Here is a 25,778-nt window from a genome sequence, read left to right as displayed (position 1 = left end):
TTGCCGAAGCCCGGGCTGGGCCTGCGCGATTTCGCGCTCCCTACGTCGCCACGCCCAACGCCGAAATGGCACGACGTACAGCACGCAGCCGTCTAGCCGGTACTGTTGAATTTCTCGCGGTCGGTTGTTCCAGCCCGCCGAACGGCTGGCGGCAGCAAGGGCTGTTCTCAGATCCACAAATCGGCCGCCGGCAGTTGAAGAGGAGATTAGTTGCAAGAGCATGGGCATACACCCCCTTGGTAGATTCTTAGAAGGTGCCCGACTATCGGGGTGGCAAAAGTCTCAAATCTTGAGAAATGGACCCGACTATCGGGGCGGTGAGCGTCCAAATCAGGCTGTTTTCGCTATCGCTGCCCCGACTATCGGGGTAGGTTGCCCCAATGATCGGGGTGGGCATTGTGTTTTCGGCGAGACTATTTCTTCCGCTGGCAGTTTCCACTTCCCGGATGCAACGTTGGTTGCTGGCACATCCAACCTCACCTTGCTCTGGTCGATGGCTAGCCAGGTAAACGCATAGAGGTTCGGGCCGTGTAGACCACCCTGACGTGTCAACTCCACGATGCCGTTGCTAAGTAGCTCGTGGATTGCCCGTTGCAACGTATCCTTCGACCGCCAGCCTCGCTCCTTCATCCATGACCAGGGAGCGGCCAAGTCGCCGTTGTTGTGGCCGTTGTATTTCGCACCGATGTCCAGAACGAGTGCTTTGGCTTTCGTGGACAGCGTGCAGAAGTTGGGGCTGCCGAGTACGTCAGTGGGAACCTTGAGGAAAGTGCCAGACTCTTTCCGGCCACGAAATTTCTGGAATTTGCTGGTCACAGTCACACCCCCTGTAGGGTGGTAGCGGGGCGGGTGCTCGGCGAGGCCGAAATGTCGGCCTGCGCGTGTCCAAAGGGCTTGTTAGACCAAAACCCCCGCTCAGACTTCACCCAACCAAGCGCCAGCATTTCCACCACAGACAGGCAACGGCGGCTCCTGCCATGTTCACCCACTCGATGGCGGTCGAACGTTCGCTCAGACGTGAAGAACTCGCTGCATGCACAGCACTGGCAGCGACAACCCGTCAGCTTCAGTGCAGTCATGCCGCTACCTCGCGAGAGGCGGCGATGCGGTCAGCGCACCATTGAAGGACTTCGGATTCGATCCAGGCGCTGGCGGCCTGCCCGAGCTTCACACGGTGAGGGAACTGACCTGAGCCCTCAAGCCGGTAGATTTGGGAGCGGCTAAGACCTGTCTGACGGCAAACGTCCGGTAGACGGATGAAACGGATAGCGTCGGGAGTGAATTCCATAGCGTCACCTCGGTTGGTGACGCCTATTGCATCTGACGAGCGGCAGTTACGTCAGTGGTGATTTCGTGGGAATGCTGGGCGGAATGCACCCTTGTACTAATGCTCCCAAACTAGCCAATTAGTACTCCCTTGTGAGTTTCTTTCTTAAGCTCAGCTCGCATGAACTGCGATACGTCTGCCTTATGGACGTTGTGCCATGGCAGGACGACCGCGCACGCGCGGACGAACCGCGACTGAGGCGAAAGCTTCGGCGGACCCAATCCACAGGCCGTCCAAAGACGAGCGAGAATCTTCGCCAGTCTATGTTCACGACCGCCTTTAGCAGGCCTACCCTGTAGCTTGGCAGGCGATGAAAAAAGTTGCTCGATAGAGCAAAGCACCTCCACAGTCCCCTCAAGCGGATATGAACTGCCCCTGCTATGAAAGTTCCTAAGATCCCTACGTAGTCCTGCATCGATCAGATAGTTGAGGGCATCAGTTCCTTCCCAAGACCTTAGAGCATCGCGGAGGGCTATCGCTCCCTTCTTGATATCTGCCGTGGCCCTTAGCAACTCCGTGCGATTAGGGGTGGGCACGTCCACCATATTTCCCAGCGCCTTGGGAGCGGACGCTACCCCAAAAAGACGAATGGCAGGGCTCTCTCCTAGCGCGTGCGCCAATAGGTCTCCGTGATGACCCTTCAGCACCGCAGTGAAGAAATCGTGCGCTTCGTCAATCGTGTGGGTCGGGATAGACTTTGAAACGGTTGTCCAGTCCGAGTTGCCTTCCACCGAAACTGCTAGATGAGACTCGTAGAGGTCGGGAAAGCCATGCCGCGCAACTTCTAACTGACGTGCCCACATAACTATTTGAGGCGAATTTCCTTCCTGACTTACCCAATAACCACTCCAAGCCCCAGCAGGGTTAAGCATGCGATAGCACGAATAATCCTGGCGGCTATAGCGCGAGCCATAGTTGTTGAGCGACTCGATTGCACGCTGACTGATCCGCCCCTCTAGTGCACGGATCTTTTCGCGAAACGCTTCACGGAATAGCTCGCCGTAGCTATCGCCCAATGAATACCGCTCGTCGAGACTTGTAACGAACTCAAGTTCCATGCGCTCACCTCTGCGCCCTTCAAGGGATGCCGCGCCAGCCAGGGAAGGTGCCCGGTGTTCGGATGGCCGTCCTAGGCGCGGCGTAAGCTCGAATCAATCCATCTCGACATTAGCTAGATCAGGGTTCACTTGCAGTGCCGAGTGCAGCACTACCATCATTCGTACTTCCACCGATTCCATGATGCCAATAATGCTCTGGAGATGCTCCCTATACGCGTGCACAGCATCAAAGGCATGCATTAGGGCTTCTGCGCCAGCCGTGTCCATGCCTTCCATGAGTTGGTCTTTAGACCTTGTGAGAAAAGCGAGCCCGATACGCCGTACGCATCCGCGATCTGGGTGTCGTGCCGCTTCCTCTATCTCCGCCATCTGCTCCTTGGACAGATACGCATCGAATGTCTCCCGTGCGTAATCCTCGGTTTGTGCAAGCTTCTTCTTCGCCATGATCTACCCCTGGTCACTTCTATTCGAAGGAGCCACCCAAACCATTGCGAAGAGGGTGGCGGACGTGCAGGGGTAGGAATACCGGTGTACGAGGTAACCGGCCAGCCCGAAGGCTGCCCTACACGCCCACCATAGAAGGCTCGGGCGTGACGCAACGGACACAAAAAAAACGCCATAGGCGCCGTTGCGCCTCGTAACTAAACAGGTTCCTACGCCTGGTCGCCGAATTGGCGGCGACAGCTGTATGTATACGCTGATCGTAGTGAGAGTCAACCAAGCACCACGGAAGGTCTATGAGGCAACTCAGAGAAAGCTCTAGGGCACGGAAGGTCTCAGCATAAGAGATGCACACATGCATACTATGGACATCCATTTACCAGAGGAAAATCCGTTGGCCACAAGAATGAACCGCGAGCTTCAGCGCCAACTTCTCGAGCAGCTGGACGAGTGTTATCCAGAGACGCTGTACGGTGAGCTGTTTAAGGAGAGGGACGAGCGCGAGGTAATTGCCCAACTTCACTACCTAACGGAACATGGACTGGTAGACACCAAGTTCCAGGCCATGATGAGCGGGGATATCATGGCATATCCCGCCAAAATAACCGCCAAAGGGCGCGACTTTTTGGCCGACGATGGAGGCCTAACGGCCCTTCTAGGCGTGGTCACGATCAAGCTTCACGAGGACAGCATCAAAGCCCTCATCATTGATCGAGTGGAAAAGTCCGACGCATCCACCACAATGAAAAGCGAAATGGTCAAGCAGGTTCGTTCACTTCCTGCTGAAGCGATGAAAACGCTCACGACTAAATTGCTCGAAGCAGGTCTGCGGCACCTGCCGAACGGCATGGATCTACTGCACTCGCTGCTCATGAACCATCATGGATAGAGTTGCATCAGGCGCACCCCGAGGAAGGGCAATTGACGCTTAATCAGCTTGCCTTTCGCCGTATCGCCACGACACGTCCACCTGCGCGAAGACCATCCAGGCAATCCGCCCACGCCTGCATCATGCGCTTGCGCTCATCCAGGTACTGGGCGGCATGGGTATAGGCCTCACGAACCTTGTTGGATTCGGCATGGGCTAGCTGGCGCTCGATGGCATCCGGATTCCAGCCCATTTCGTTGAGTCTGGTAGCTGCGAGGCTGCGGAAACCGTGCCCCGTCATCTCGTCACCGCTGTAGCCTAGGCGACGCAGGGCCGCGTTGATCGTGTTCTCCGACATCGGGCGGCTAGAAGTGCGGATACCCGGGAACACATAGCCACCCTGCCCGGTCATGGCATGCAGTTCCCTCAGGACAACTATGGCCTGAGTCGATAAGGGCACGAGGTGGGCCGCTTTCATCTTCATGCGCGTGGCCGGGATGCGCCACAGAGCCTCGTCCAGGTCGAACTCCGACCATTGGGCTTGCCTCAGTTCGCCAGGCCTTACAAACACCAGCGGGGCCAGCTTCAGGGCGCATTGCGTGACGTACTGGCCAGAGAACCCCTCGATGGCTCGCAGGAGTTCGCCCACGGCTTTCGGATCGGTGATCGCGGCGTGGTGCTTGGCCTTGGGTGTCTTGATGGCACCCCGCAAGCTGGCGGTCGGATCGTTGTCCGTGAGGCCTTCCAGGATGGCAAAGCGAAATACTTGCCCCGCCTTGACCTTCGCCCGGCTGGCCGTATGCAGCTTGCCGGTTTCCTCAATCTTGCGCAGGGCATCCAGAAGGATGCGTGGCGTAATCTCACCGATGGGCATATCCCCGATTTCGGGAAACAGGAAGCTCGCGAAGATCCACTGGCTCTTGTTGGCCGTTATCTGGGCAACGCTCTGTCGCTCCGCCCACTGCAGAGCCACATGCTGGAACGTCACCACGGGTGCCAGCGCCTGGATCTGAGCGTGCTTGACGGTCTGTCGGTGCGTGCTGGGGTCGATGCCATGGGCAAGTTGCACTCGAGCCGCATCCCGACGTTGGCGGGCCTGGGCGAGGGAGACGGCGGGATAGGTGCCAAGGCTCAGCATCTTGGCCTTGCTGGCGAAGCGGTAGCGGTAGCGCCAGCGCAGGGCACCCGACACCGGAACTTCCACCGCCAGCCCATCGGCGTCCGCCACCCGATAAAGGGCCGCTTTGCGCTTCAATCCACGCAGCTTCACATCGGTCAGCATGTGAGTAACTCCCCCAGTGAGTAACGGGCTAGGGGCGATGTTACTCCCAAAGTTACTCACCAAAAGGGTGCGATGCCCTGGGACGGAATTGGACGAATCTGGACGAGCGGGCATAAAAAAACCCGCTAAACGGCGGGTTTCTTTACGGTTTCTGGACTCTATGGGACGTCCTGAGACTCTTATTTGGCGCCCGAAGCTGGACTCGAACCAGCGACCCCCTGATTAACAGTCAAGTGCTCTAACCAGCTGAGCTATTCGGGCGGGGTGAGCTAGATAGTTTGAATATCCAGCCCCGAGCTGTCAAGCCTTTCAGGCTACTTGAGTGCCCTCAGTGGGCCGGCTCGCTGGTAAGCACCCGGTAGCACGGAACATAGGCGGTGCCGCCCGGCAGCTTCATGCGGTTCTGGGAGACGAACGCCTTCAGGAGCTCGTCCAGGGTGTGCATGATGTCGTTGTCGCCGTCGATCTCAAACGGGCCGCGCTGCTCGATGGCCAGCACGCCCTCTTCCTTCACATTGCCGGCGACGATGCCGGAAAAAGCTCGGCGCAAGTCCGCGGCCAGCTCGTGGCGCGGACGATCGCGACGAATCGCGAGCGCGCGCATGGCCTCGTGCGTCGGGCGGAACGGCAGCTGGAACGCGTACGGAATATTCAACGTCCAGTTGAAGAAGAACGCGTCCTTGTTGTCCAGTCGGTGATTGCGCACCTTGTCGATGCCCCGGACCATCGCGCGGGCCACGGCGGCCGGGTCGTCGACAATGATCTGGTAGTGCTGCGCCACGCTATCGCCCAGCGTCAGACGCAAGAAGCGATCGATCTGCTCGAAGTAGGCGGCCGAGTGCTTGGGACCGGTGAGGATCAGCGGGAACGGCACACCCGCATTGTCCGGATGCAACAGGATGCCGAGCAGGTAAAGAATTTCCTCAGCCGTACCGACGCCACCCGGGAACACGATGATGCCGTGGCCCATGCGCACGAAGGCCTCGAGGCGCTTCTCTATGTCCGGCATGATCACCAAGTGATTCACGATCGGATTGGGCGATTCGGCGGCGATGATGCCCGGCTCGGTGATGCCGATATAGCGGTTGTTGCGGCGACGCTGCTTGGCGTGGGCGATGGTGGCGCCCTTCATCGGCCCCTTCATCGCGCCCGGGCCGCAACCTGTGCAGATATCCAGGGAGCGCAGACCGAGCTGATAGCCCACCTGCTTGGTGTATTCGTATTCGTCGCGCGAGATCGAATGGCCGCCCCAGCACACCACCAGGTTGGGATCAATCTGCGGCTTGAGAATGCGCGCATTGCGCAGGATCTCGAACACCACGTGGGTCAGGCCGACGCTGTCGTCCAGGTCGAAATTCCCCTGCGCCATCTGCGTCGACACATAGACGATGTCACGCATCACGGCGACCAGCAGTTCGTTGATGCCGCGGATGATCTGGCCATCGACAAACGCCTGGGCCGGCGCGTGGGTCAGCTCGATCTTGATGCCGCGATCCTGCTGCAGCACCTGGATGTCGAAGTCGGGAAACTGCTCGAGGATGGTGCGCGGATCATCGCTCATGCTGCCCGACGTCAGCACCGCCAGCGCGCAGCGGCGCAGCAAGGCGTGCAAGCCCGAACCACTGGCATCGCGCAAACGCGCGACCTCGTTGCGCGAAAGAATATCCAGGCCACCGGCGGGCGAAATGCGCGCGCTGACGGTGGCGGCTCGACCGGCCTTGCTGGCTTTCATGTCATTCATTGAAGCAATCTCCTAACCGCGTCCTCGCGGCTCGTACGTCCGCAGGAACGTGGCGGGCCGTCTAGCTTCCCGCGCCAGGCATGGCAGGGTCAAGCCAGAGAAGGCCTGAATGACTCTTTGATCGTCATCCCAGCGAAAGCTGGGATCCAGTGTCTTTGCAAGGTACTGAAGGCACTGGATGCCAGCTTTCGCTGGAATGACGGCTTATTCAGACCTTCCCTGGAAAGAAACGCCGCGATTGCTTTACGCGAGACACGCGTCGAAAATTTGCTGAAAATAGAGGAGAACGCCGTGGCCTGGCTGGCCAACACCGTACTCGCGGTGCACGCATTGCTCGTGCTGTTCATCGTTGGCGGACTAGCGGCGATATGGATCGGCGCGGGCGTCGGTTGGCAGTGGGTCGGCAATCGGCGCTTTCGCTTGTTCCACTTATGCGCCATCGGCGTGGTGGCGGCGCTGGCGCTGCTAGGCATAGCCTGCCCATTGACCGTGCTGGAGGACTGGCTGCGTACCGGTGCAGTCGGCGCAGAAGGCTTTGTACAGCATTGGGTGAGCCGTCTGCTCTATTACGACTTGCCGTCCTGGGTGTTTACGCTCGCCTATGCGCTCTTCGCCTTGCTCGTACTGCTAGCCTGGCGCCTGGTTCCACCGCGGCGACGCAGATAACCGGAGTCTCAGCCACGACGTTCCTGAAACCGGACCGCATCGTGCGAAACGGGCAATGCGTGTTGTGGTCTTGGCGTCCCCGCGCGGGGACGCCAAGACTTCATCAGGCCTTAGAACGCGTACTTCAGCGTCAACAGGACCGACCAGCGCTGGGCCAGGTCGTCGTTGTTGTTGATATAGGTCGGCACCGGCAGCGGCTGGTAGCCATTGCCCTGGTTGTAGGTCGTGCAGGACGCCTTGCCGCCGCAATCGATGTTGTAGATGTACTTACCGGTCTTCGGATCGACACCAGCATAGTCAGCCAATGCACGACCGCCAGGGAAGTTCACGCGCTTCTCGATGCCCCAATGCTTGTTGAGCATGTTGGTGAAGTTGTACACGTCGAAGCGGATGATGCCCTTGTTGCCCTTGAAGATGCCCGGGATTTCCTGGCTGAAGCTCAGGTCGATCTGGTTGATCCAGCCGGCGCGATCATCATTGCGCTTGGCCACTTCACCCTGATGGTCCTTCAGGAAGTCGTTCTTCTGGATATAGTCCCAGAACTGCTGGATCAGCTTCGGATCGGTATCCTTACGGAACTCGACCTCACCCGGACGCGGGATGTAGACCAGGTCGTTGGTGTAACCGTCACCGTTGGCGTCATTGCCAAACGTCCAGCTGTACGGCGAAGCCGAGTGGCCGTCGTAGAAGATGCTGGCGCTGGTGTTGTAGTCACCCCAGAAACGATGCTGCCAGTTCAGCGAGGCGATCACGCGGCGCGGCACCGAGTAGTTCGACGTGCTGGCAATGTTTTCGTTCGAGTTGTAGACGTAATTGTTGCTGTAGTTCGAGTTGGCCACCGACGACGTGCCAGGGTTCACCTCGGTCGAACGGCTCCAGGTGAAACCGACCATGCCCGACCAGTCGTCCGAGAACGGCTTGCGCAGTGCCAGCGCGATGCTGTCGGCGCTGCCCCTGCTGGTATTGGCGAGATTGATCATCTGGCCCGAGAACGCCGGGTTCGCTTTTGCGCGCGCGCCAGGCTTGGTCGTAGCAGGGTCAGTCAGTGCCCCGTAATAAGAAACTCGACCATCCGGCAGCACGTTGGTCGGCGCGCCGAGGTTGACGTTCTGGAACCAGATCGCATCGCGCTGAGCGATGTGCAGCCAGTCGGCGGTCGCAACCAGGCCGTACCAGGGTAGCTCGCGATCGATGCCCAGGCTGAGCTTCCACGCCGTGGGAATATGCCAGTCCGGCGAGATGGTATTGACCGTCATCACGCCCGAGCCGCCCGGGCCGTTGCGCTGGTTATGCGGATCGGGACTGAACGCCGGCAGGTTGGTGTTACACGGAGCGGACTGCGTCGGACCGCAGTTGTACTGCATCTGGGTCATGCCCGAGTTGGAGAAGATATTGCCCAGCCACACGCCCGGCTGGTTGGTCACGAACAGACCCGCACCACCGCGCAACTGCGTCATCAACTCGGTGTTGAATGCGTAGTTGAATGACATGCGCGGCTGCACCACGCGGTTGCCGTTGATGGTGGCCTGGTTACTGCGACCGAAACCGCCAGTGGCGGCGCCTTTCGCATCCACACCCGGCGCTGCTGCGAACTTGGGATTGTAGATCGGCTTGTCGTCCATCAACGGAATGTCGACGCGGACGCCGTACTGCAGCGAAAGATTGTTGGTGACCTGCCAGGTATCTTGCAGGAATACGCCCCACTGGTTGAGGGTATAGCGCGCGGCCACATCGTCCAGACTCAGGCCGTCGGCCGGTCGGTTGTAGCGGTACTGGTAGTAGTTACCGGCAGCGAAGTTGCTCAAACCCGTCGAGCCCTTGGGACCCGGAACTTCTTGAAACACGTAGCTGCCGAAATAGTTCTGCAGAAACAGGTTGTAGTACTGATCCTTCTCGAAATCGATACCGCCCTTCACGGTGTGGTCGCCGAGGAACAGCGAGCCGGCCCATGCTGCATTGAAGGTCTTCACCTGCAGCACGTTGGCCTGGCTGGAGTACTCGGTACCGAACTCCACCGCCGGGCCGCCGAACGCCACCGGATAGACGGTGATGTCAGGCATCGCCACACCGTTATACGGACCACGGTTCTGATCGAACTTGGCGTACGACACCGTGGTATCGGTCGAGAAGATGTCCGACCAGTCGTCGTAGAAATGCAGCGCATAGCTCTTGTTGTCGACGTTGGTCTTGTACCAGCCGCTGGACAGCACCAGCTTGGTCTGGCTGCCGGTGATGATCGGCTTGTTTTCCTTGGTCTCGCTATAGGTAAAGCTGGCGCGATGATTGGTGGTGATGTTCCAGTCGATCTTGCCGAGATAGCGCTTGTCCTCCAGGTTGGAGTTACCGCCGCCGACCGAACCGATATCGGTCAGGCCATACTTGGCGGCGATGTCGCGCACCTGCTGCACCTGCGCGTTGGTCAGACCCTTGATCGGCGTCGCTGCGCCAGAATCCTGCGGGCCGTACGGGCTGCCTGAGCCGACCTGCTCGCTCTTTTCCACCGAGGCGAAGAAGAACAGCTTGTCCTTGATGATGGGACCGCCCACCGTGGCGCCACCCGTCCACTGGCGCTTGAAGCCGGCGTATTCCTTGCCGATCTCGTTGTCGCCGATCATGTCGGTGTTCTGGAAGGCGTAATACACCGAGCCGTGGACGTCGTTGGTACCGCTCTTGGTGACGGCGTTGATATTGGCGCCGAGACCGCGACGGGTGGCCACGTCGTAGTTCGCCGTCGAGATGTTGTATTCCTCGATGGTGTCCTGCGAGATCGGCGTACCCAGCGTCGGCAGACCATTGGCGTTCAGGCCGAACGGATCGTTCGCGCTGACCGAATCGACGGTGATGTTGTTGTAGCGGCTGTTCTGGCCAACGGCCGAGATTTCACCACGGGCCCGGTCGGTGATGGTGATACGCGGATCGAGGCGCACGATGTTCTGGATCGAGCGGCCCGGCGTCGGCGTGGCTTCGATTTCACGACGCGAGACGTTCGTCGACAGCCCCTTGTTGTCCGGGGTAAACGTCTGCGACAGCGAATTGGCCGAGACGGTCACGCCATCCAATGTCTTCGCAGCGGCCTGGGCCGTACCCATGCTCAAGTTGACCGCGGTGTCCTGCGCCAGCTGCAGGTAGACATTGTCCTGCTCGGTCTGGGTGCCATCCTTGGAGACCTTCACGTCGAACGGACCGCCCACGCGCAGGCCCTGGGCGGCATAGCGGCCGCTGGCGTCGGTGGTGGTGGTCTTGGTGGTGCCCGTCGGCGCATGCACGATCTGCACGGTGGCGCCGGCAATCGGCTGGCCGCTGGCATCCAGCACGCGACCGCTGATCGAAGAGGAAGTGTCCTGGGCGAGGACTGGCGATGCCGCAAGCAGCGTCGCGATCGTTATCGGTAGTAATTTCGTGCGCAAAGAGTGGTTCATCGAGATTCAACCCCTAAGAGATTCGCAAAAGAGCATGGGATCAGCGCAGAGGAGTCTCATGCCCTCCACCACCGTCTTAAGTGGCTGATTCCATGAAATTATTTGATTTGCCTAGGGGCTCGGAGTAGTCACCGGCCCAGGCGCGTCACGACGAATGTAAGCGCATAATATTACAGATACGTAACTTCTTGAGGAAAACCACTTATTTCTTGCGCCATCTCACCACCAAAAATCGTAGGATCTTTCTCTCTCTGCAGGTCCATGCGAGCGCGGAAAAGCGCCTCTTGAGGGCTCGTCCATGGGCATGGGGATTGGGAGATCGCGGCTCGACTGCTCGCGTGGCACGCCTCGGCGGCTCGGGCAGCGCCTGGCGGGTGCAGGCACTGCATGCAACGGGCGGCCACGGAATACATTCGGGCAACACAAAAAAGCCGGCCCCTTTCGGGGCCGGCTTCGACTGAACCGTTCGTCGTTGTTCTTAGTTGAAGGACGTACCGACGGTCACCATGAACGCACGCGGCTGCAGCAGGCCATACGTCGGCGAACTGGCGTAGAGCGAGCCGCTTGCCATGGCGAGGAACTGCGCCGAGCTGACGTACGAGAACGCCTTGCGATCGGTCAGGTTCATCAGATTCAACTTCACGTACGGGCTCTTCAGCAGCTGCCAGTTGTTGAAGCGGTAGCCCGCGCTCAGGTTGAACGTAGTGAAGCCACCCACGCGCTCGGTATTCATGTAGTCACCGTACAGTGAGCTGGTGACGCGAGCCGACAGGTTCGCCCACAGGTGGCTACCGTCGTCGTAGCCCAGGCTCACGTTGCCGATGTGGCGAGCCGTGTCCGGCATGGTCTTGCCGTCGGTCGGATAGATGCCGTCGCCACTGCCGCCGTCGATCGAGCCCACGATCTGCGCCTTGGTGTAGGTGTACGAGGTGTAGGCCGTCCAGTCCTTGGCGATCTTGTAGCTCAACTCACCGCTGAAGCCGTCCATGTGCATACGATGGATCGACGTGTAGTAGGTGTAGCCCGTCGCCTGGTCGTAGGCGCTTTCCTGCTTGTTGTTGTAATTGCTGTGGTAGACGTCGAGGCTGGCCGACAGTGCATCGCCATAAAAGCGGTAGCCAAGGTCCGTGTTCCAGGCGGTCTCGGGCGCATTGGCCTGCGACTGCTTGTCCAGCGTGTTCAACAGCAGCACTGTATTCGGCGGAGCGCGGAACGTCTTGCCGCTGCCGATGAAGAACTGGTTGCGCTCATCGAGCTGGAACTTGATGCCTGCCGTCGGCAGGAACTTGTTCCAGTTCTTGTCCACGTCGGTGAAGTTCTGCAGCTTGGTGGCCGAGCCGGACGTCGAGCCGGGGTACTCCCACACGTAGCCGGTGCGGTTCGTCCACAGGTAGCTGACGCCAGCGGTGAAGGTCCACTGGTCGTTCGGGGTCCAGTTGTCGGTGACAAAGCCCTTCTTGATCTCGGTGGTGGTGTATTCGTCATACACCTTCTGCGGCAGGCCGCTGACCGGGTAGGTGATGAAGCTGGAGTTGCCCCACAGATCGACCGGGTTGCCCGAGCTGTCGACCTGGCCGTAGACATTTTCCTGGCTCTTGCGCGAACGCTCGTACCACACGCCGTACTCGAGGGCGTTGTTGAGACCGAAATCCTGGTTGAACTTGGCGATCACGCCGGGGCGATACGTCGTGGCCGCGGAGAACGAATAGACCACACCCTTGGTGTTGTTGATCACCTTGCCGTCGCCATTGACGTCCTGATCCGCATAGCCGAAGCGATCCGCCTGGAGCGTGCTCTCGGTTACCGTCGCACCGGCGCCACCGCCGCCATTGCCGTACCAGAAGTAGGGCACCACGGACAGGCGCAGGCTATCGGCCAGCTTGAACTCGCCATCCATGCTAAACAGGTAGCTGCGGAACGGGTTGGTACGCAGACCGTAGTAGTAGGTGTTGTTGGCGATGGCGGCGGCGGACGAGCCCGGCATCCAGGTCTGCGTGTAGTCGTAGTTATAGCCGTTCTGAGCCACCTGGGCCTTGGTCAGCGAACGGTAGTTGATGTTGTTTTCGCGGTTGTACTGCAGCGACGCGCTGATGGAGTTGTCGTCGTTGATGGTCCAGATCGACTTGCCGTCCACCTTGGTCACATCCATATCGCCCGAACCGCGCCACTTGTTGGCGCTGTTGGTCGAATAGGAGAGCCACGAACGAACCGGACCGGTATCGCCCGTATTGAGGCGAAGGAAGGTACGGCGATAGTCGTTGTTGCCCCAGCTCTGGGTGAAGTCCAAGCCCGCCGTATGCGTCGGGTCGATGGTGGCCCAACCGATGTGGCCGCCGCTGGCGCCGGAGTCCGGCATGTCGATATCCGGAATGCCCTGCAACACCGTGATATCGCCCATGTTCTCGGTATCGCCGTATTCCGTCGCGTAGACCGAGTAGCTGCCCGAGTCGGTGATCGGCGCGCCGTTGAGCGTCATGCCGATATCCGAGGAGTCGAAGCCACGGATGCTGTAGTGGCCATTGGCCAGGCCGGTAACGTCATCGGTTGCCGCATTCACGCCGGGGATGGTGGCGATCATCTGGGTGAAATTCGCGCCCGGCGAGGCCTTGATGATGGCGTCGCGGGTAATCGTGGAAACCGACTTCGGCGCCGTCTGCACCGACATCAGGCCGCCGCCCAGCGACAGGGTCTGCGCCTGCACGGTCACGGTGTTCAGCTGCTGCACGCGCTTGGTGTCGTTGGACGTCGTCGTGTTGGACGTGCTGGACGCGCTGTTGCGCTGGGTTGTCGCTGCGGCCTGATCAGCCTGGTTTGCTGCTTGGTTTGCTGCATCCTGCGCCCAGCTCGAACCGGCAGCCATACAAAACACGACGGCAATCGCCATGGAAAGGTGGTTTCGTTTCATCGTTAGGTATTTCCTAAGTTGCAAAGGTTGAAATAAATGGCAAAAGTGAACCCGCCGACCGCCGTGGTAATGGCCAGCAAACGATTCGGATATAGGGGGCATGGCCCGACAGAAAATCTCTCGAAGATCGAAAGAACATGCGTAAGCAGTTGTGCTTTAACGCAATTTCTTGTCATTTAACGTAATTTTAAACGTTTCCTCCGAGCCAAAAAAAGCCCGATCGGAGAGATCGGGCAGAAATGCAGAAAACAACCAGACAACGTTGACCCAAGCCGCGAAACACCCCTTGCGCTTGGGCTAACTCGCTAAGGTTGGCATAAGTATTTTACAGTGAATTTACCAATAGCTCACAATTCTCACCGAGATCACTCGGTTGATCGAAACTTTGCGCGATGCGAGCGAGCGTCGGCGATAGCCGAGCAGCCGCATCCTTGCGCCAGCGGCGCAAGGATGCGCGACATGAAGACGAGTTTTATTTGCCCAAGTAGCGGGTGCGTTTTGCCGGCTTCAGGCTGGCCAGATCGAGCATCACCAAGCCGTCTACGCAACCGGAGAAGCCCGGGTCCTCACCGAAGGCGAGGAACTGCACGCCGGTCGGCTCCACCAGGTCTACATACTGGCGATACAGCACCGGCAGGCTGACACCGAGCGCATCAAGATGATGCTTGAGCTTGCCAAGACCCGCTGCGGGATCCAGACCTTCGAGCGCGCCCCGTACCAGGTCGATGACGGCCGGCGACACTTCAAACGGCTGCCGCGCCGAGGCCAGGCCCGGCGCGCCGAAGTAGTGCTGATGGGCGGCGGCAATCCATTCGCGAGCCTCCAGTGGCAAGCTCACCGACATGCTGACGGGGCCGAACAGGTAGCGCAGGTCCGGATGACGCTGCAGGTACAGGCCGATGCCCTGCCACAGCTGATCCAGCGCGCGCGAGCGCCAGTAGGCCGGTGCGATAAAGCTGCGACCCAACTCCAGGCCTTGCGCCAGACGCGATTCAAGGGCCGGCGAGTAATTGAACAGGCTGGAGGTATACAAGCCTGCCATGCCGCGTTCGCCGATCAGTCGACCGCCATGTCCGAAGCGATAGGAGCCGACGATGCGCAGTGCCTTCGGGTCCCACAGTACGAGGTGCTCATAGTGCGGATCGTAGGCATCCAGATCGCGCCGCGCGCCGGTGCCCTCGCCCACCTTGCGGAACGTGAGCTCGCGCAGCCGCCCGATTTCGCGCAGCACCACGCTGTCGGATGCTCCCTTGAATAGCAGCACCTGCTTGCCGTCGTTGAGATCGGCCAGTTTCTCGGCCTGCATCTGCAATTCGGCCGCCACACGATCGGTGGGTTCCGGATGGGCCAGCGGCGCCTGGCCGCCAAAAATCTGTCCGCGGTGACGCCCCACCCGATAAACGTGACGGCGCATCAACTTGGCGGCGCGCTTGGCGGAACCGCCGCTGCGCTGCTCCAGCTCGTCGGCCGACACCAGCGCACCCACGCTGAAACCAATGCGCCGGCTCACCGGCGATATCGCCTCTCGCGGCAGCATGGCCGTGCTCAAGGGCTTGGCCAGCATCGACAGGCCGTAGAACATGGCCGAATTGCGTGCCGCAACATGGATCGGCAGCACCGGCACGCGGCTGTGCAACGCCAACCGTGCAAAGCCGTCAGCCCAGCGCCCGTCGCTCAAGCCAGACGGACTCATGCGCGAGACTTCCCCCGCGGGAAACACGATCAGCGCCTCGCCATTTTCCAGCGCGCGATAAATGGCGCGCATACGCGACGCCGCGCCCTTGCCGAACACATCCACGGGCAGCAGTAGTTTCTGCAGTTGCGGTATGGACATCAGCCAGTCGTTCGCGAGGATTCGTACATCACTGCGCACCGAGCCGACCAGCTGGAGCAGGGTCAGCGCATCCATCATGCCTACCGGGTGGTTGGCGACAATCAACACGCCACCTTCGACCGGAATGTTCTCGCGTTCGCGAGGATTCACGAAATAGCTGACGCCGAGAATCTCGAGCACGCGCTCAACGCAATCGAAGCCTTCAGCCTCGCCGATCGCGTCCAGCGTCCGGTTGAAACCATCCTGATCGGCCAGGCGACCCAGCATGCCGGCGACCGGCCGGCGTATCAGGGGGTGTTGCGCCAACCATGGCAGACGTTCGGTGAGGGTCTGTTCAACACTGAGCATGACCGCCTCCTTGGGATTACCCCAGATGCTGGTGGCGGATTATGACAGCAAGGTGATCGCTCAGGGACGAAAAAAGTTACGCAGCGCGATTAGCCTACGTTTCAAACGGCTAGATGCAGGTACGCCGCAATGCCGCTGAGAAACATCTGCACCGACAAGGCAATCAGCAGCATGCCCATCACCCGCTCCAGCGCGGTAAGCACGCTCTCGCCCAGCCAGCGAAACAGGTAGGTGGAGCACAGCAGGATGACCGCCGTCGCCAGCCATGCGCCCAGCAGGGCAATCGCCCAATCCGCCGTACGGCCGGGCTGCGTATTGGTAAGCAGCAGCAGCGCCGCCATGGCCGAAGGCCCGGCCACGCCAGGAATAGCCATCGGCACGATAAAGGGCTCGCCTTCGCCAGGCTTGCCGAAGATGCCGCCGCCATCCGCCGGTGGAAACACCATGCGGATGCCGATGAGGAACAGCACGATGCCGCCGGCAATGCTGATCGATTCCTGCTTGAGCTGCAGCACCTTGAGAATGTGCTGGCCACCGACCAGGAAAACCAACAATACGCCCAGTGCAATCAGCAACTCGCGCACCATCACGTGGCGACGGCGCTTGGGCGCTACATCCTTCAGCAGACTGAGGAAGATCGGGATATTGCCCAGCGGATCCATGATCAGGAACAACAGGATCGCCGCCGACAGCGTGGTCATCTGCGCTTCCATGTCAGATCGGCCTCGATGGCACGATCATGCTTGCGAACGCAGGTCGAGTGCCGCGCCGCGCGCCACCGTGCCCTGCGCGCTAAGCAGATAGACCGCGGCAGACGCGGTGGCATCCGGCAGCGGCTGGAGGGTGGTGTCTTCACCGAAATAGGCCGCACGGCGCAAGGTGGTGCGCATCGGCGCCGGCAGCAAGGCATGCGCACGCAACGGCGTCTGCTCGGTTTCCTGGTGCAGGATTTCGACCAAGCGTTCCAGTGCCGCCTTGGACACCCCGTAAGCACCCCAGTGGGCGCGCTGCATCAGCGCGGGATCGTCCAACACCAGCACGACGGCGCTGTCTTCCGACAGGGTCAGCAAGGGCATGCAAGCCTGAGTCAACGCAAACGGCGCCGATACATTGACATGCATCGCACGCAGCCAGTCATCCGGCTTGTGCACGGCAAGCGGCGTAAGACCGTTGAAGCTGGCCGCCGCGTGGACGATACCGTCCAGCCGCCCAAAATCGCGCTCAAGGCCGTCGGCCAGCGCTTCGTAATCACGCGGCGTGGCGACTTCCATATCGAGCGGATGAATGACCGGCTCGGACAAGCCTTCACTCAGCATGGCGTCATAGAGCTGTTCCAGCTGACGCTTGCGGCGACCCGTGATCACCACCGTCGCGCCGGCGCGCGCCGCGGCGCGCGCTACCGCGGCGCCAAGGCCGCCGTAGGCACCGGTGACCAGGATCACGCGACCAGCCAGCGCATCCGCAGTGGACGTCCAAGACTGCGGCAAACGTACGAGCGGCAAAGCCATCAGTGCTGCACTCCGGCCACTTCGGCCGCCATGCGGGCGAGTTCACCGGAGACCTTCAAGTCTTCGACGATGTCGCAGCCACCGATCAGCTCACCCTGGATAAACAGCTGCGGAAACGTCGGCCAGTTGGCGTAGTGCGGCAGTGCGGCACGCACTTCCGGATCGGCCAGCACGTTCACGGCATGGAATTCCGCGCCCGCCTCCCGCAGCGCCTGCACGGCGCGGCTGGAAAACCCGCACATGGGGAACTGCGGCGTACCCTTCATGAAGAGCACGATGGCGTGATCACCCAATACGGCCTTGATTCGCTCGTTAACGTCCATAGTCTTTTCATTCATCATTACAATGCATGTAGGTCGATAGTGTAACAGTCGTGTATCGGTGGTCGTCTGACCGCCCCGATGCGACCCCATCCTTAGCCAACGCCCAGGAGCCACAACATGGCGATCGAACTCCCCGCCCTGCCCTACGAAAAGAACGCGCTCGAACCGCACATCTCCGCCGAGACCCTGGAGTATCACTACGGCAAGCATCACCAGGCCTATGTGACCAACCTCAACAACCTGATCAAGGGTACTGAGTTCGAGAGCGCTCCCCTGGAGGACATCATCAAGAAGTCGTCCGGCGGCGTATTCAACAACGCGGCCCAGATCTGGAACCACACGTTCTATTGGCACTCACTCAGCCCGACCGGCGGCAAGGAGCCTACCGGCAAGCTGGCTGACGCCATCACCAAGGCATTCGGCTCGGTGGAGAAGTTCAAGGAAGAGTTCACCAAGTCAGCCGTCGGCAATTTCGGCTCGGGCTGGACCTGGCTGGTGCAGCGTGCGGACGGCTCGCTGGGCATCGTCAACACCTCCAACGCCGCCACGCCGATTACTGGCAGCGACAAGCCGCTGTTGACCTGCGATGTGTGGGAGCACGCTTACTACATCGACTACCGCAACGCTCGTCCGAAGTACATCGAGGCGTTCTGGAACCTGGTTAATTGGGACTTTGCGGCCAAGAACCTGGCCTGATGTCGCCGTGACCTTGGTATGAAAACGGGGCCATCACGGCCCCGTTTTTTTGCCTCTTTTGTAGCAGCGCACCCTGTGCGCGATCACGAGGTTGCCGCTACGCAGGCTGTTCGCGCACAGGGTGCGCTCCTACAACAGGCCTTACTTGTTTTCGAGCTCGCCCACGGCTGGCTCGGCCTGCAGGTCGCGGCCCAGCGCATGGGCAATGCCCGACAGGCGCTGCACGAGTTGCTGCGCATCGGGCGCACATACCGTGGCGTGCCCCACCTTGCGGCCCGTACGCGGCTCCTTGCCGTAGTCGTGCCAGTGCGCATCCACCGCCTCAAGTACCGGCGCCGCGTCAGGCAGCTCGCCGATCCAGTTGAACATGGCCGAGAGGCCACGCGCCGACGTATCGCCCAGCGGCAGGCCAAGCACGGCACGCACATGGTTCTCGAACTGGCTGGTGAGCGCGCCTTCGATGGTCCAGTGGCCCGAGTTGTGTACGCGCGGCGCCATCTCGTTGCCGAGCAGCTGGCCGTCCTTGACGAACAATTCCAGCGCAAACACGCCGACGTACTCCAGCTTCTCAGCCAGGGTTCGCGCGAGTCCGGTGGCACGCGCCTGCAATGCCGCGATGTCGGGTGCTGGCGCGAGACTCAAGGAGAGCACGCCTTCGGTATGCCAGTTCTGGGTCAGCGGCCAGGTGCGGAAATCGCCATCCCGACTGCGCACGGCAATCACCGACAGTTCGCGATCGAACGGCACGAAGGCTTCGAGGATGAGGCCATGCGCCGTCGCCTGTCCGCCCAATGCCGCCCACGCAGCATCGGCATCGGCCAAGCTCTTGATGCGGAATTGCCCCTTGCCGTCGTAACCCAGGCGTCGGGTTTTCAGGATGGCCGGCGCACCAATGATCGCCAAGGCCTGATCCAGCTCGGCGCGCGTGTCGATCGCCTTGAATTCGGGCGTCGGCAGGCCGCACTCGCGAAACAGGGTCTTTTCGGCCAAGCGGTCCTGCGCTACCGCCAGGGCACGCGGCGCCGGGAACACCGACACTTTGCGCGCCAGCCAGTGGGCGGTTTCCGCCGGCACGTTCTCGAAATCGAAGGTGACTACGTCGACCTGGGCGGCAAAGCGCTCCAAGGCCTCATAGTCAGTCCAATCGGCCACCACCAGCGGCGCCACCTGACCGGCACACGCGTCAGCGGCGCTGTCCACGACCAGGCTTTTCACGCCCAGTGGGGCCGCCGCAAGCGCCAACATGCGGGCGAGCTGACCGCCACCGAGGATGCCTACGACAGGCTGACGGCGAGCGCTCACGAACGCGGGTCCGGATGATCCAGCACGCTCTGCGTCTGGCGAGCGCGGTAGTTGTCCAGCGCTGTGGCCAAGGACGGGTCATGCAAGGCCAGCACCGAGGCCGCCAACAGACCCGCATTCACCGCACCGGCGCGGCCGATGGCCAGCGTGCCGACCGGGATACCCGCGGGCATCTGGGCGATCGACAGCAGGGAATCCATGCCATTGAGGGCCTTCGACTGCACCGGCACGCCGAAGACTGGCAAGCGCGTCTTGGCCGACAGCATGCCCGGCAAGTGGGCGGCACCGCCGGCACCGGCGATGATCACCTGGATACCGCGACCTATCGCTTCCTCGGCGTACTGGAACAACAGGTCCGGCGTGCGGTGTGCGGATACCACTCGTACTTCGTGCGCCACGCCCAGCTCAACCAGCACGCTGGCCGCGTGCTCCATGGTTTCCCAGTCCGAGCGGGAACCCATCACGACACCTACGCGCGGCGGGAGAGAAGTCGAAGTCATGACCCAAGCCATCCAAAAGGGGTTATTGTACGGACTTTCCGCGTTTCGGCACGACCCTGCTTCCTATGGACAAACGCCTGCTCGACATCCTGTGCTGCCCCGTCAGCAAGGTTCCGGTCCGCCCGCTCAGCCGGGCCGAACTGGACGCCCTGAACAACGCCATCGGCAGCAGCCAGGTCGAAAGCGTGTCCGGCGTGGCCGTCCGTGAAGCCTTGGCCGAAGGCCTGATCACGACCGATCGCAAGGTCATCTACCGGGTCGAGGATGGCATCCCGGTGATGCTCCCGGAGGAAGGTATCGGGACCACCCAATTGCGGGATTTCCCGACCGCCGCCTGACCCCTTCGCCAGACTTTTCTGCTGGCGTAAGTACCTGCCCCTGACGACCGCGTCACAGCCGAGCCACACGGGGCATGACAGCGCGCCCGGCTATACCTTATTGTAGGCCAGCGTATTGTCGCGATGGGCTGATTGAACATCGGCATCACTTAGGGGTGTGGCGATGAAAGATGCCAGTGAACCATCCAATATCGTCAGCCTGAGCCAGCGCCTGGACCCTTCCAGCGAGCGCGGAGGCGCCCTCTTGAACAACGTCCGGGACGTCGCAGGTCGCCGCCTGCAGATTTTGGTCAACGGCATGTTCGAACATGTCGACGATGCGTTGTTCGACCTGGCTGAGAAGGCCGAGAACAACGCTGCGCAGATGCATTACTTCGACGGCATGCGCGAAGTGCGCAAACGCCGCCCGATGGTTGAGCGCGGTTTCTTGAGCCAGGTGTCACGTGACCTGAGCGAGTTCTCCTCGAACTACCGGAACAACGCGGGAACCGGCAGCGGATCGCCGCTGCCGATCGGCTCGGTGGAATTGTCGCTGGTCGCCGACAACGAGCTGGAAGAATCGCTCGCCATCACCAGCATGATCGGCAAGAACGAGTCGCGCCTGACGCGCGATCTTTTTGCCGTGAACCAACGCCTGTCGGTGATCTACGGCGGCATCCAGATCGACGACGGCAGCAACCCGGTCGGCCCCTCCGCACTGTCCCAGGCATTTCGCCAGGCCATGCGCGAACTCAACGCCGAGATGCGCGTCAAGCTCATCATCTACAAGCTGTTCGACCGCTACGTGCTGGCTTCGCTGGACGAGCTTTACCAGGAAATCAACGCCGAGCTGATCAAGGCCGGCGTGCTGCCGCAGTTGCGCCATGAAGTGGCCCGTGGCGGCGCATCGCGCGCCGGCAGCGGCGCTACGACAGCTGCAGCGGCGGCCGCCGCAGGCGCCGAGCAGGGCGAGGGCGCGTTCCTTTCCGAAGACGAAGGCGCCGCATCCAGCGAACTGCTGCAGACCTTGCGTACCCTGTTCAGCGCGCGCCGCAGCGGTCCGGAGTCGGTCCGCCTGCCGGCTGGCGCGATCCAGATGCCCAGCGCCAACGAGCTGATCGGCGCGCTCAGCGTGTTGCAGAGCCAGGCCGCCATCAGCCAGCAGATGCCGCTGCGCGCCAGCGACGCGATCGAACTGGCCGGCGAAGTACAGCATCTCAAGGAGCACCTGCTCGCTCAGATCGGCTCGCTGCGTGGCGAACGCCCCAGCCAGGTATCGACGATCGACGAGGACACCATCGACCTCGTCGGCATGCTGTTCGAATTCATCCTCGAAGACCGCAACCTGCCGACCGAGATGCAGGTGCTGCTGGCGCGCCTGCAGATTCCTTACCTCAAGGCTGCCATCCTCGATCGCAAGCTGTTCGCGCATCGGCAGCATCCGGCGCGCCGCCTGCTCGACAACCTGGCCGATGCTGCCAAGGGCTGGTCTGCCGAATCCGATCGCGACCATCGCCTGCACGACAAGGTCAAATCCATCGTCGATCGTCTGCTGCAGGATTTCGATGACGACCTGACCATCTTCGAGCGCCTGTGCACCGAGCTACAGGAATTCCAGGACATCAGTCGGCGCCGTGCCGAACTGGCCGAACAGCGCGTCGCCGAGTCCACTCGCGGCCGCGAAAAGCTGGAACAGGCGCGTCGCCGCGCCGCCCGCGAAATCCTCAGCCGCATCGGCGATCACGCGTTGCCGCCGCTGATCCACGGCATCCTCACCCGCGCCTGGGCGAACTACCTGGTGTTGACCATCCTGCGCCAGGGTGAAGAGTCCCCCGAGTTCCGCGACGCGGTGCGCTTCACCAACGACTTCATCGACAGCACCAAGCCGGCCCGTACGCTCGACGAGCGTCGCGCGCTGCGCCAGATGCTGCCGGGCATCGAGCGCGCACTGCGTCGCGGCCTGGCCAATGTCGCGTTCCAGGAAAGCGACATCGACCGCCTGCTGGCCCAGCTGCACACCTACTACCGCCATCAGCTCGGCGAGCCGGTGCCGGAGGCCGAGGTCCAGGCGGCGGAAGAGTCCACCACGCTGCCGATACCCGACAGCATCCAGCCGATCGCCGAAAGCGAAGCCGAGCTGGCCCGCTCCGAACCCTACGCCGAGCCCGCCCTCGATACCCCGGAGATGTTGCTGGTCTCCGAGCTCAAGCCCGGTACCTGGCTGGAGTTCCTGTCCGGCACGGAGACCATCGAGCGCGCGAAGCTTTCATGGATCAGCCCGATGAGCGGACGCTATCTGTTCGTGAACCGTCGCGGCCTGAAGGTGGCCGACCACGCGCCGCAGGAACTTGCCGCCGCGCTCGCGTCCGGTGCGGCACGCGTGCTCGATTCCACCGCGCTCTTTGACCGCGCCCTGGACGCCATTGTCGGCCGCCTTAGCCAGCCCGCTACGGCGACTGCCACCGATACCGAATGACCTCACTGAATCTTGCTCCACCGTCACCCGAACTGATTCGCGCGGATGTCGAACGCTGCTTTGCCGAAGACATCGGCAGCGGCGATGCCACGGCCGACCTGCTGCCCGCCGATGCGCAGGCGAGCGCGATGCTGACCTGCCGCGAGGATGCGGTGATAGCTGGTATCGACTGGTTCAATGCCTGCTTTCGCCAGCTCGATCCGCAGGTAACGATCGACTGGGCCCTGCGTGATGGCGAGCGCACCAACGCTGGCGCGGTGATTTGCCGGATTCGCGGCAACGCGCGTGCGATGGTCAGCGCCGAGCGCTCCGCACTCAACTTCCTGCAGCTGTTGTCCGGCACCGCGACCGTCACGGCGGCCTATGTCGCCGCCGTCGCCGGCACTGGCGTGCGCGTGCTGGACACGCGCAAAACCGTGCCGGGACTGCGTCTGGCCCAGAAGTACGCGGTGCTATGTGGCGGCGGCCACAACCATCGGATCGGCCTGTATGACGCCATCCTCGTGAAAGAAAACCACATCATCGCGGCCGGCGGCATCGGCCCGGCGGCCAAGGTCGCGCGCCAACGCCATCCGTCGCTGTTGCTCGAGATCGAGGTCGAAAACCTGGACGAGCTGCGGCAGGCGCTCGACGCCGGCGCCGATCGCATCATGCTGGACAACTTCACCCTGCCCTTGATGCGCGAAGCCGTCGCCATCGCGAAGGGGCGTGCGGACCTGGAGATTTCCGGCAACGTGGATTTGTCGACCATAGCCGACTTCGCGCGCACCGGCGTGGACTTCATCTCGGTGGGTGCGCTGACCAAGCACGTGCGTGCGGTCGACCTTTCGTTGCGACTGCAATTGGATTGATCCGCCGGCTGCTGTTGTAGGAGCGCACCTTGTGCGCGATCGAGCTCGCGGTGTCATCGCTTCGTTGGGTTTCGCCCACAGGGTGGGCTCCTACGTGACGGGTACGCACCCCGAGGCAACGGGCGAACGAAGAACGCTGGACGTCGAAGGACGTTTGGGGCCTTGCAAGCCGGCGATCGAGACTACACTCTCGCTGCATGAGCGAACTTTCGGACCTGCTTGTTCTGGTGGTACTGCTGGCCGTGATCGGCCTGTGGCTGAAGCTTAGCCGTGCCCGTGAACAGGCCACCGACGAGGCCCGCCGACAATGCCAGCAACATGGCCTGCAATTGCTTGACGAAAGCGTGGGTCTGCGTGGCATGCGCATGCGGCGCATCCATGGCCGCTGGCTACTTGAGCGCTGCTACACGTTCGAAGTGAGCATCGATGGCGACGATCGCGAGCCGGGCCGAGTATGGATGATCGGCCAGACCCTGACCGGCGTGAGCCTGCCCACCGTCCAGAGCCATCTACCGGGCCTGAGTTCCGATCATGTGCCGCCGACGCCGGCAGACAACGTGGTGCCGCTGCGTCCGCGTCTGTACAAGGATAGCCGCCTCCATTGAGACGGCTGCGCGCTGCGATTATTTGACCACGCGCAGGAAGGGCGCGCTGCGCTTGGGCTTGTCGCCCGTGTCATCCGCCTCGGGAGCCGGCGGCGTATCGTCCGGATCGGGGGAGCTCGGCGGCGGCGTATCGCCACCCTCATCGGCCGGAAACATCATGCCCTGACCGTTCTCCTGCGCGTACAACGCCAGCACCGCCGAAATGGGGATGTGGATGTTGTGGCTGACGCCCGAGAAGCGGGCCTGAAAGCTGATCCAGTCGTTACCCAGATCGAGATTGGCGACGGCGCGCATCGCCAGGTTCAGCACGACCTGACCGTTCTTCACCACCTGCGGCGGCACCCGCACACCCTCGCGACCGGCGTCCACCAGCACGTAGGGAGTGAGATTGTTGTCGCTGATCCAATCGTAGATGGCCCGAAGCAGGTACGGGCGATTGGGGGTCATCGGCGGAAGCTTGTCGTCGGTCATGCAAAAACCTGTTGATGGCCGGCCTATGGCGAAATCGCCAGAGCTTGCCAGGGAGATCGGGGGAGTTTAAGCCAACTCGGGGCTAGATGAGGGTAAATCTGCCGCCGGAGACGCATGTTTGCCGCTACTCGCCGGAAGGAAAGCGGACCGAGTTTGGTCGGGTCCCGATGGAGGCCGGGCGGCCACTCAGGGCCGCATGGCCTTTTCTTCGGCGGTCAGGCTGCGCGCATAGCCCTGGCTGGCGAACAAGCGCTCACCGTAATCGAGGATCGGCTTGCCCTCGCGTCCCAAATCTACCCCCAGCCACGGCAGCCGCCAGACCACCGGCGCCACCAGGCAGTCCGCGAGGCTCATTTCGGGGTTGAGAAAGAATTTCGATGCCTTGAACAGCGGCAGCGAGGCCAGCAAGTGTTCACGCAAGCGCTTGCGGGCAGCGTCCGCGGGGCGCCCTCCCGCCCGGATGGAGTCGATTTCGGGCAGCCAGTCCAACTCGATCCGCACCGCGGCGAGACGCAGTCGGGCCCTGGATAGCGGGTCGATGGGCATCAAGGGCGGGTGCGGGTAGCGCTCGTCGAGGTATTCGCAGACGACCGCCGTGTTGTAGAGCGTGAGGTCGCGGTCGACCAGGGTCGGCGTGGTGCCGTAGGGATTGAGGTCAAGCAGATCTTCCGGCGGCCTGGCCGGGTCTACCAGTACCCGCTCGTAGCTGACCCCTTTAGCAGCGAGCACCAGCCGAGTGCGGTGGCATTGAATGCCGTCCGCCGTGGTGTAAAGGGCGAGTGCGGTACGCGAACGAGCACTTTGAACCATGCGCGATCTCCCCATCGACGTTAAGGATGC

General features: G+C 61.6%; 23 protein-coding genes and 1 tRNA gene. 7 read left to right on the top strand and 17 right to left on the bottom strand.

Annotated features, from left to right (window positions below; genetic code table 11):
* Window positions 1–330 precede the first annotated feature (330 nt).
* From ACT01B_RS04870 to ACT01B_RS04855, 4 genes are all read right to left on the bottom strand, one after another.
* Window positions 331–816, bottom strand: a complete 486-nt coding sequence (locus tag ACT01B_RS04870; RefSeq protein WP_445146258.1) for a hypothetical protein — start codon at window positions 814–816, stop codon at window positions 331–333.
* A gap of 259 nt (window positions 817–1,075) precedes the next feature.
* Complete coding sequence (locus ACT01B_RS04865; protein ID WP_445146257.1) at window positions 1,076–1,288, bottom strand: helix-turn-helix transcriptional regulator; 213 nt, start codon at window positions 1,286–1,288, stop codon at window positions 1,076–1,078.
* Window positions 1,289–1,398: 110 nt separating this feature from the next.
* Window positions 1,399–2,385 (bottom strand): hypothetical protein, encoded by a 987-nt coding sequence (locus ACT01B_RS04860; protein ID WP_445146256.1) that lies wholly within the window; start codon window positions 2,383–2,385, stop codon window positions 1,399–1,401.
* A 93-nt stretch (window positions 2,386–2,478) separates the two neighbouring features.
* A complete protein-coding gene (locus tag ACT01B_RS04855; RefSeq protein WP_445146255.1) occupies window positions 2,479–2,829 on the bottom strand; it encodes a hypothetical protein in 351 nt (116 codons plus the stop codon).
* Between the two features lie 352 nt (window positions 2,830–3,181).
* Between ACT01B_RS04855 and ACT01B_RS04850 the strand changes: the two genes are divergently transcribed.
* Window positions 3,182–3,715, top strand: coding sequence for a hypothetical protein (locus tag ACT01B_RS04850; protein ID WP_445146254.1), 534 nt, complete (start codon window positions 3,182–3,184; stop codon window positions 3,713–3,715).
* Between the two features lie 43 nt (window positions 3,716–3,758).
* On the opposite strand, the gene ACT01B_RS04845 is transcribed toward ACT01B_RS04850, so the two are convergent.
* The 3 genes from ACT01B_RS04845 to ppnN form a co-directional block, all read right to left on the bottom strand.
* The gene (locus ACT01B_RS04845) at window positions 3,759–4,976 is read right to left on the bottom strand and encodes a tyrosine-type recombinase/integrase (protein WP_445146253.1); all 1,218 of its coding nucleotides are present in this window, start codon (window positions 4,974–4,976) and stop codon (window positions 3,759–3,761) included.
* 184 nt (window positions 4,977–5,160) lie between these two features.
* A tRNA-Asn gene (locus tag ACT01B_RS04840) sits at window positions 5,161–5,237 on the bottom strand.
* Window positions 5,238–5,304: 67 nt separating this feature from the next.
* Window positions 5,305–6,717, bottom strand: a complete 1,413-nt coding sequence (gene ppnN, locus ACT01B_RS04835) for a nucleotide 5'-monophosphate nucleosidase PpnN (RefSeq protein WP_445146252.1) — start codon at window positions 6,715–6,717, stop codon at window positions 5,305–5,307.
* Window positions 6,718–7,008: 291 nt separating this feature from the next.
* Between ppnN and ACT01B_RS04830 the strand changes: the two genes are divergently transcribed.
* Complete coding sequence (locus ACT01B_RS04830; protein ID WP_445146251.1) at window positions 7,009–7,383, top strand: DUF2784 domain-containing protein; 375 nt, start codon at window positions 7,009–7,011, stop codon at window positions 7,381–7,383.
* A gap of 110 nt (window positions 7,384–7,493) precedes the next feature.
* Here the strand turns inward: ACT01B_RS04830 and ACT01B_RS04825 are convergent, their stop codons facing one another.
* The 6 genes from ACT01B_RS04825 to grxD form a co-directional block, all read right to left on the bottom strand.
* A complete protein-coding gene (locus tag ACT01B_RS04825) occupies window positions 7,494–10,802 on the bottom strand; it encodes a TonB-dependent receptor (RefSeq protein WP_445146250.1) in 3,309 nt (1,102 codons plus the stop codon).
* A 478-nt stretch (window positions 10,803–11,280) separates the two neighbouring features.
* Window positions 11,281–13,707 carry a TonB-dependent receptor gene (locus tag ACT01B_RS04820; RefSeq protein ID WP_445146249.1) on the bottom strand — a complete coding sequence of 809 codons (2,427 nt, stop codon included), beginning with the start codon at window positions 13,705–13,707 and terminating at the stop codon, window positions 11,281–11,283.
* Window positions 13,708–14,179: 472 nt separating this feature from the next.
* Window positions 14,180–15,889, bottom strand: a complete 1,710-nt coding sequence (locus ACT01B_RS04815) for a GNAT family N-acyltransferase (protein WP_445146248.1) — start codon at window positions 15,887–15,889, stop codon at window positions 14,180–14,182.
* A 101-nt stretch (window positions 15,890–15,990) separates the two neighbouring features.
* The gene (locus tag ACT01B_RS04810) at window positions 15,991–16,590 is read right to left on the bottom strand and encodes a YhgN family NAAT transporter (protein WP_445146247.1); all 600 of its coding nucleotides are present in this window, start codon (window positions 16,588–16,590) and stop codon (window positions 15,991–15,993) included.
* Window positions 16,591–16,626: 36 nt separating this feature from the next.
* The gene (locus ACT01B_RS04805) at window positions 16,627–17,397 is read right to left on the bottom strand and encodes an SDR family NAD(P)-dependent oxidoreductase (protein WP_445146246.1); all 771 of its coding nucleotides are present in this window, start codon (window positions 17,395–17,397) and stop codon (window positions 16,627–16,629) included.
* Entirely contained in the window at window positions 17,397–17,720 is a 324-nt protein-coding gene (grxD, locus tag ACT01B_RS04800) for a Grx4 family monothiol glutaredoxin (RefSeq protein WP_445146245.1), read from the bottom strand. The genes ACT01B_RS04805 and grxD overlap by 1 nt, the downstream gene beginning before the upstream one ends.
* Window positions 17,721–17,837: 117 nt before the next feature.
* On the opposite strand from grxD, the gene sodB reads away from it, so the two are divergent.
* Window positions 17,838–18,416: a superoxide dismutase [Fe] gene (gene sodB / locus ACT01B_RS04795; RefSeq protein ID WP_445146244.1), complete on the top strand. Its 579-nt coding sequence runs from the start codon at window positions 17,838–17,840 to the stop codon at window positions 18,414–18,416.
* 141 nt (window positions 18,417–18,557) lie between these two features.
* On the opposite strand, the gene ACT01B_RS04790 is transcribed toward sodB, so the two are convergent.
* Both ACT01B_RS04790 and purE read right to left on the bottom strand, forming a co-directional pair.
* Entirely contained in the window at window positions 18,558–19,718 is a 1,161-nt protein-coding gene (locus tag ACT01B_RS04790; RefSeq protein ID WP_445146243.1) for a 5-(carboxyamino)imidazole ribonucleotide synthase, read from the bottom strand.
* A complete protein-coding gene (gene purE / locus ACT01B_RS04785; protein ID WP_445146242.1) occupies window positions 19,715–20,218 on the bottom strand; it encodes a 5-(carboxyamino)imidazole ribonucleotide mutase in 504 nt (167 codons plus the stop codon). The genes ACT01B_RS04790 and purE overlap by 4 nt, the downstream gene beginning before the upstream one ends.
* 65 nt (window positions 20,219–20,283) lie before the next feature.
* Here purE and ACT01B_RS04780 point away from each other — a divergent pair, with 65 nt between their 5' ends.
* The 4 genes from ACT01B_RS04780 (at window position 20,284) to ACT01B_RS04765 (ending at window position 24,467) form a co-directional block, all read left to right on the top strand.
* Complete coding sequence (locus ACT01B_RS04780) at window positions 20,284–20,556, top strand: Trm112 family protein (protein ID WP_445146241.1); 273 nt, start codon at window positions 20,284–20,286, stop codon at window positions 20,554–20,556.
* Window positions 20,557–20,719: 163 nt separating this feature from the next.
* Window positions 20,720–23,011, top strand: a complete 2,292-nt coding sequence (locus ACT01B_RS04775; RefSeq protein WP_445146240.1) for a DUF1631 domain-containing protein — start codon at window positions 20,720–20,722, stop codon at window positions 23,009–23,011.
* A complete protein-coding gene (gene nadC, locus ACT01B_RS04770) occupies window positions 23,008–23,862 on the top strand; it encodes a carboxylating nicotinate-nucleotide diphosphorylase (protein ID WP_445146239.1) in 855 nt (284 codons plus the stop codon). The genes ACT01B_RS04775 and nadC overlap by 4 nt, the downstream gene beginning before the upstream one ends.
* 197 nt (window positions 23,863–24,059) lie before the next feature.
* Window positions 24,060–24,467: a DUF3301 domain-containing protein gene (locus tag ACT01B_RS04765; protein ID WP_445146238.1), complete on the top strand. Its 408-nt coding sequence runs from the start codon at window positions 24,060–24,062 to the stop codon at window positions 24,465–24,467.
* Window positions 24,468–24,485: 18 nt separating this feature from the next.
* Here the strand turns inward: ACT01B_RS04765 and ACT01B_RS04760 are convergent, their stop codons facing one another.
* The gene (locus ACT01B_RS04760) at window positions 24,486–24,938 is read right to left on the bottom strand and encodes a ClpXP protease specificity-enhancing factor (protein ID WP_445146237.1); all 453 of its coding nucleotides are present in this window, start codon (window positions 24,936–24,938) and stop codon (window positions 24,486–24,488) included.
* 186 nt (window positions 24,939–25,124) lie between these two features.
* Window positions 25,125–25,748, bottom strand: coding sequence for a glutathione S-transferase N-terminal domain-containing protein (locus tag ACT01B_RS04755; RefSeq protein ID WP_445146236.1), 624 nt, complete (start codon window positions 25,746–25,748; stop codon window positions 25,125–25,127).
* Window positions 25,749–25,778: the final 30 nt, after the last annotated feature.

This window comes from Dyella sp. Tek66A03, from assembly GCF_052567735.1.
Note: the sequence above shows the minus strand (reverse complement) of the source record. Positions and strands in the feature narration are given on the sequence as shown.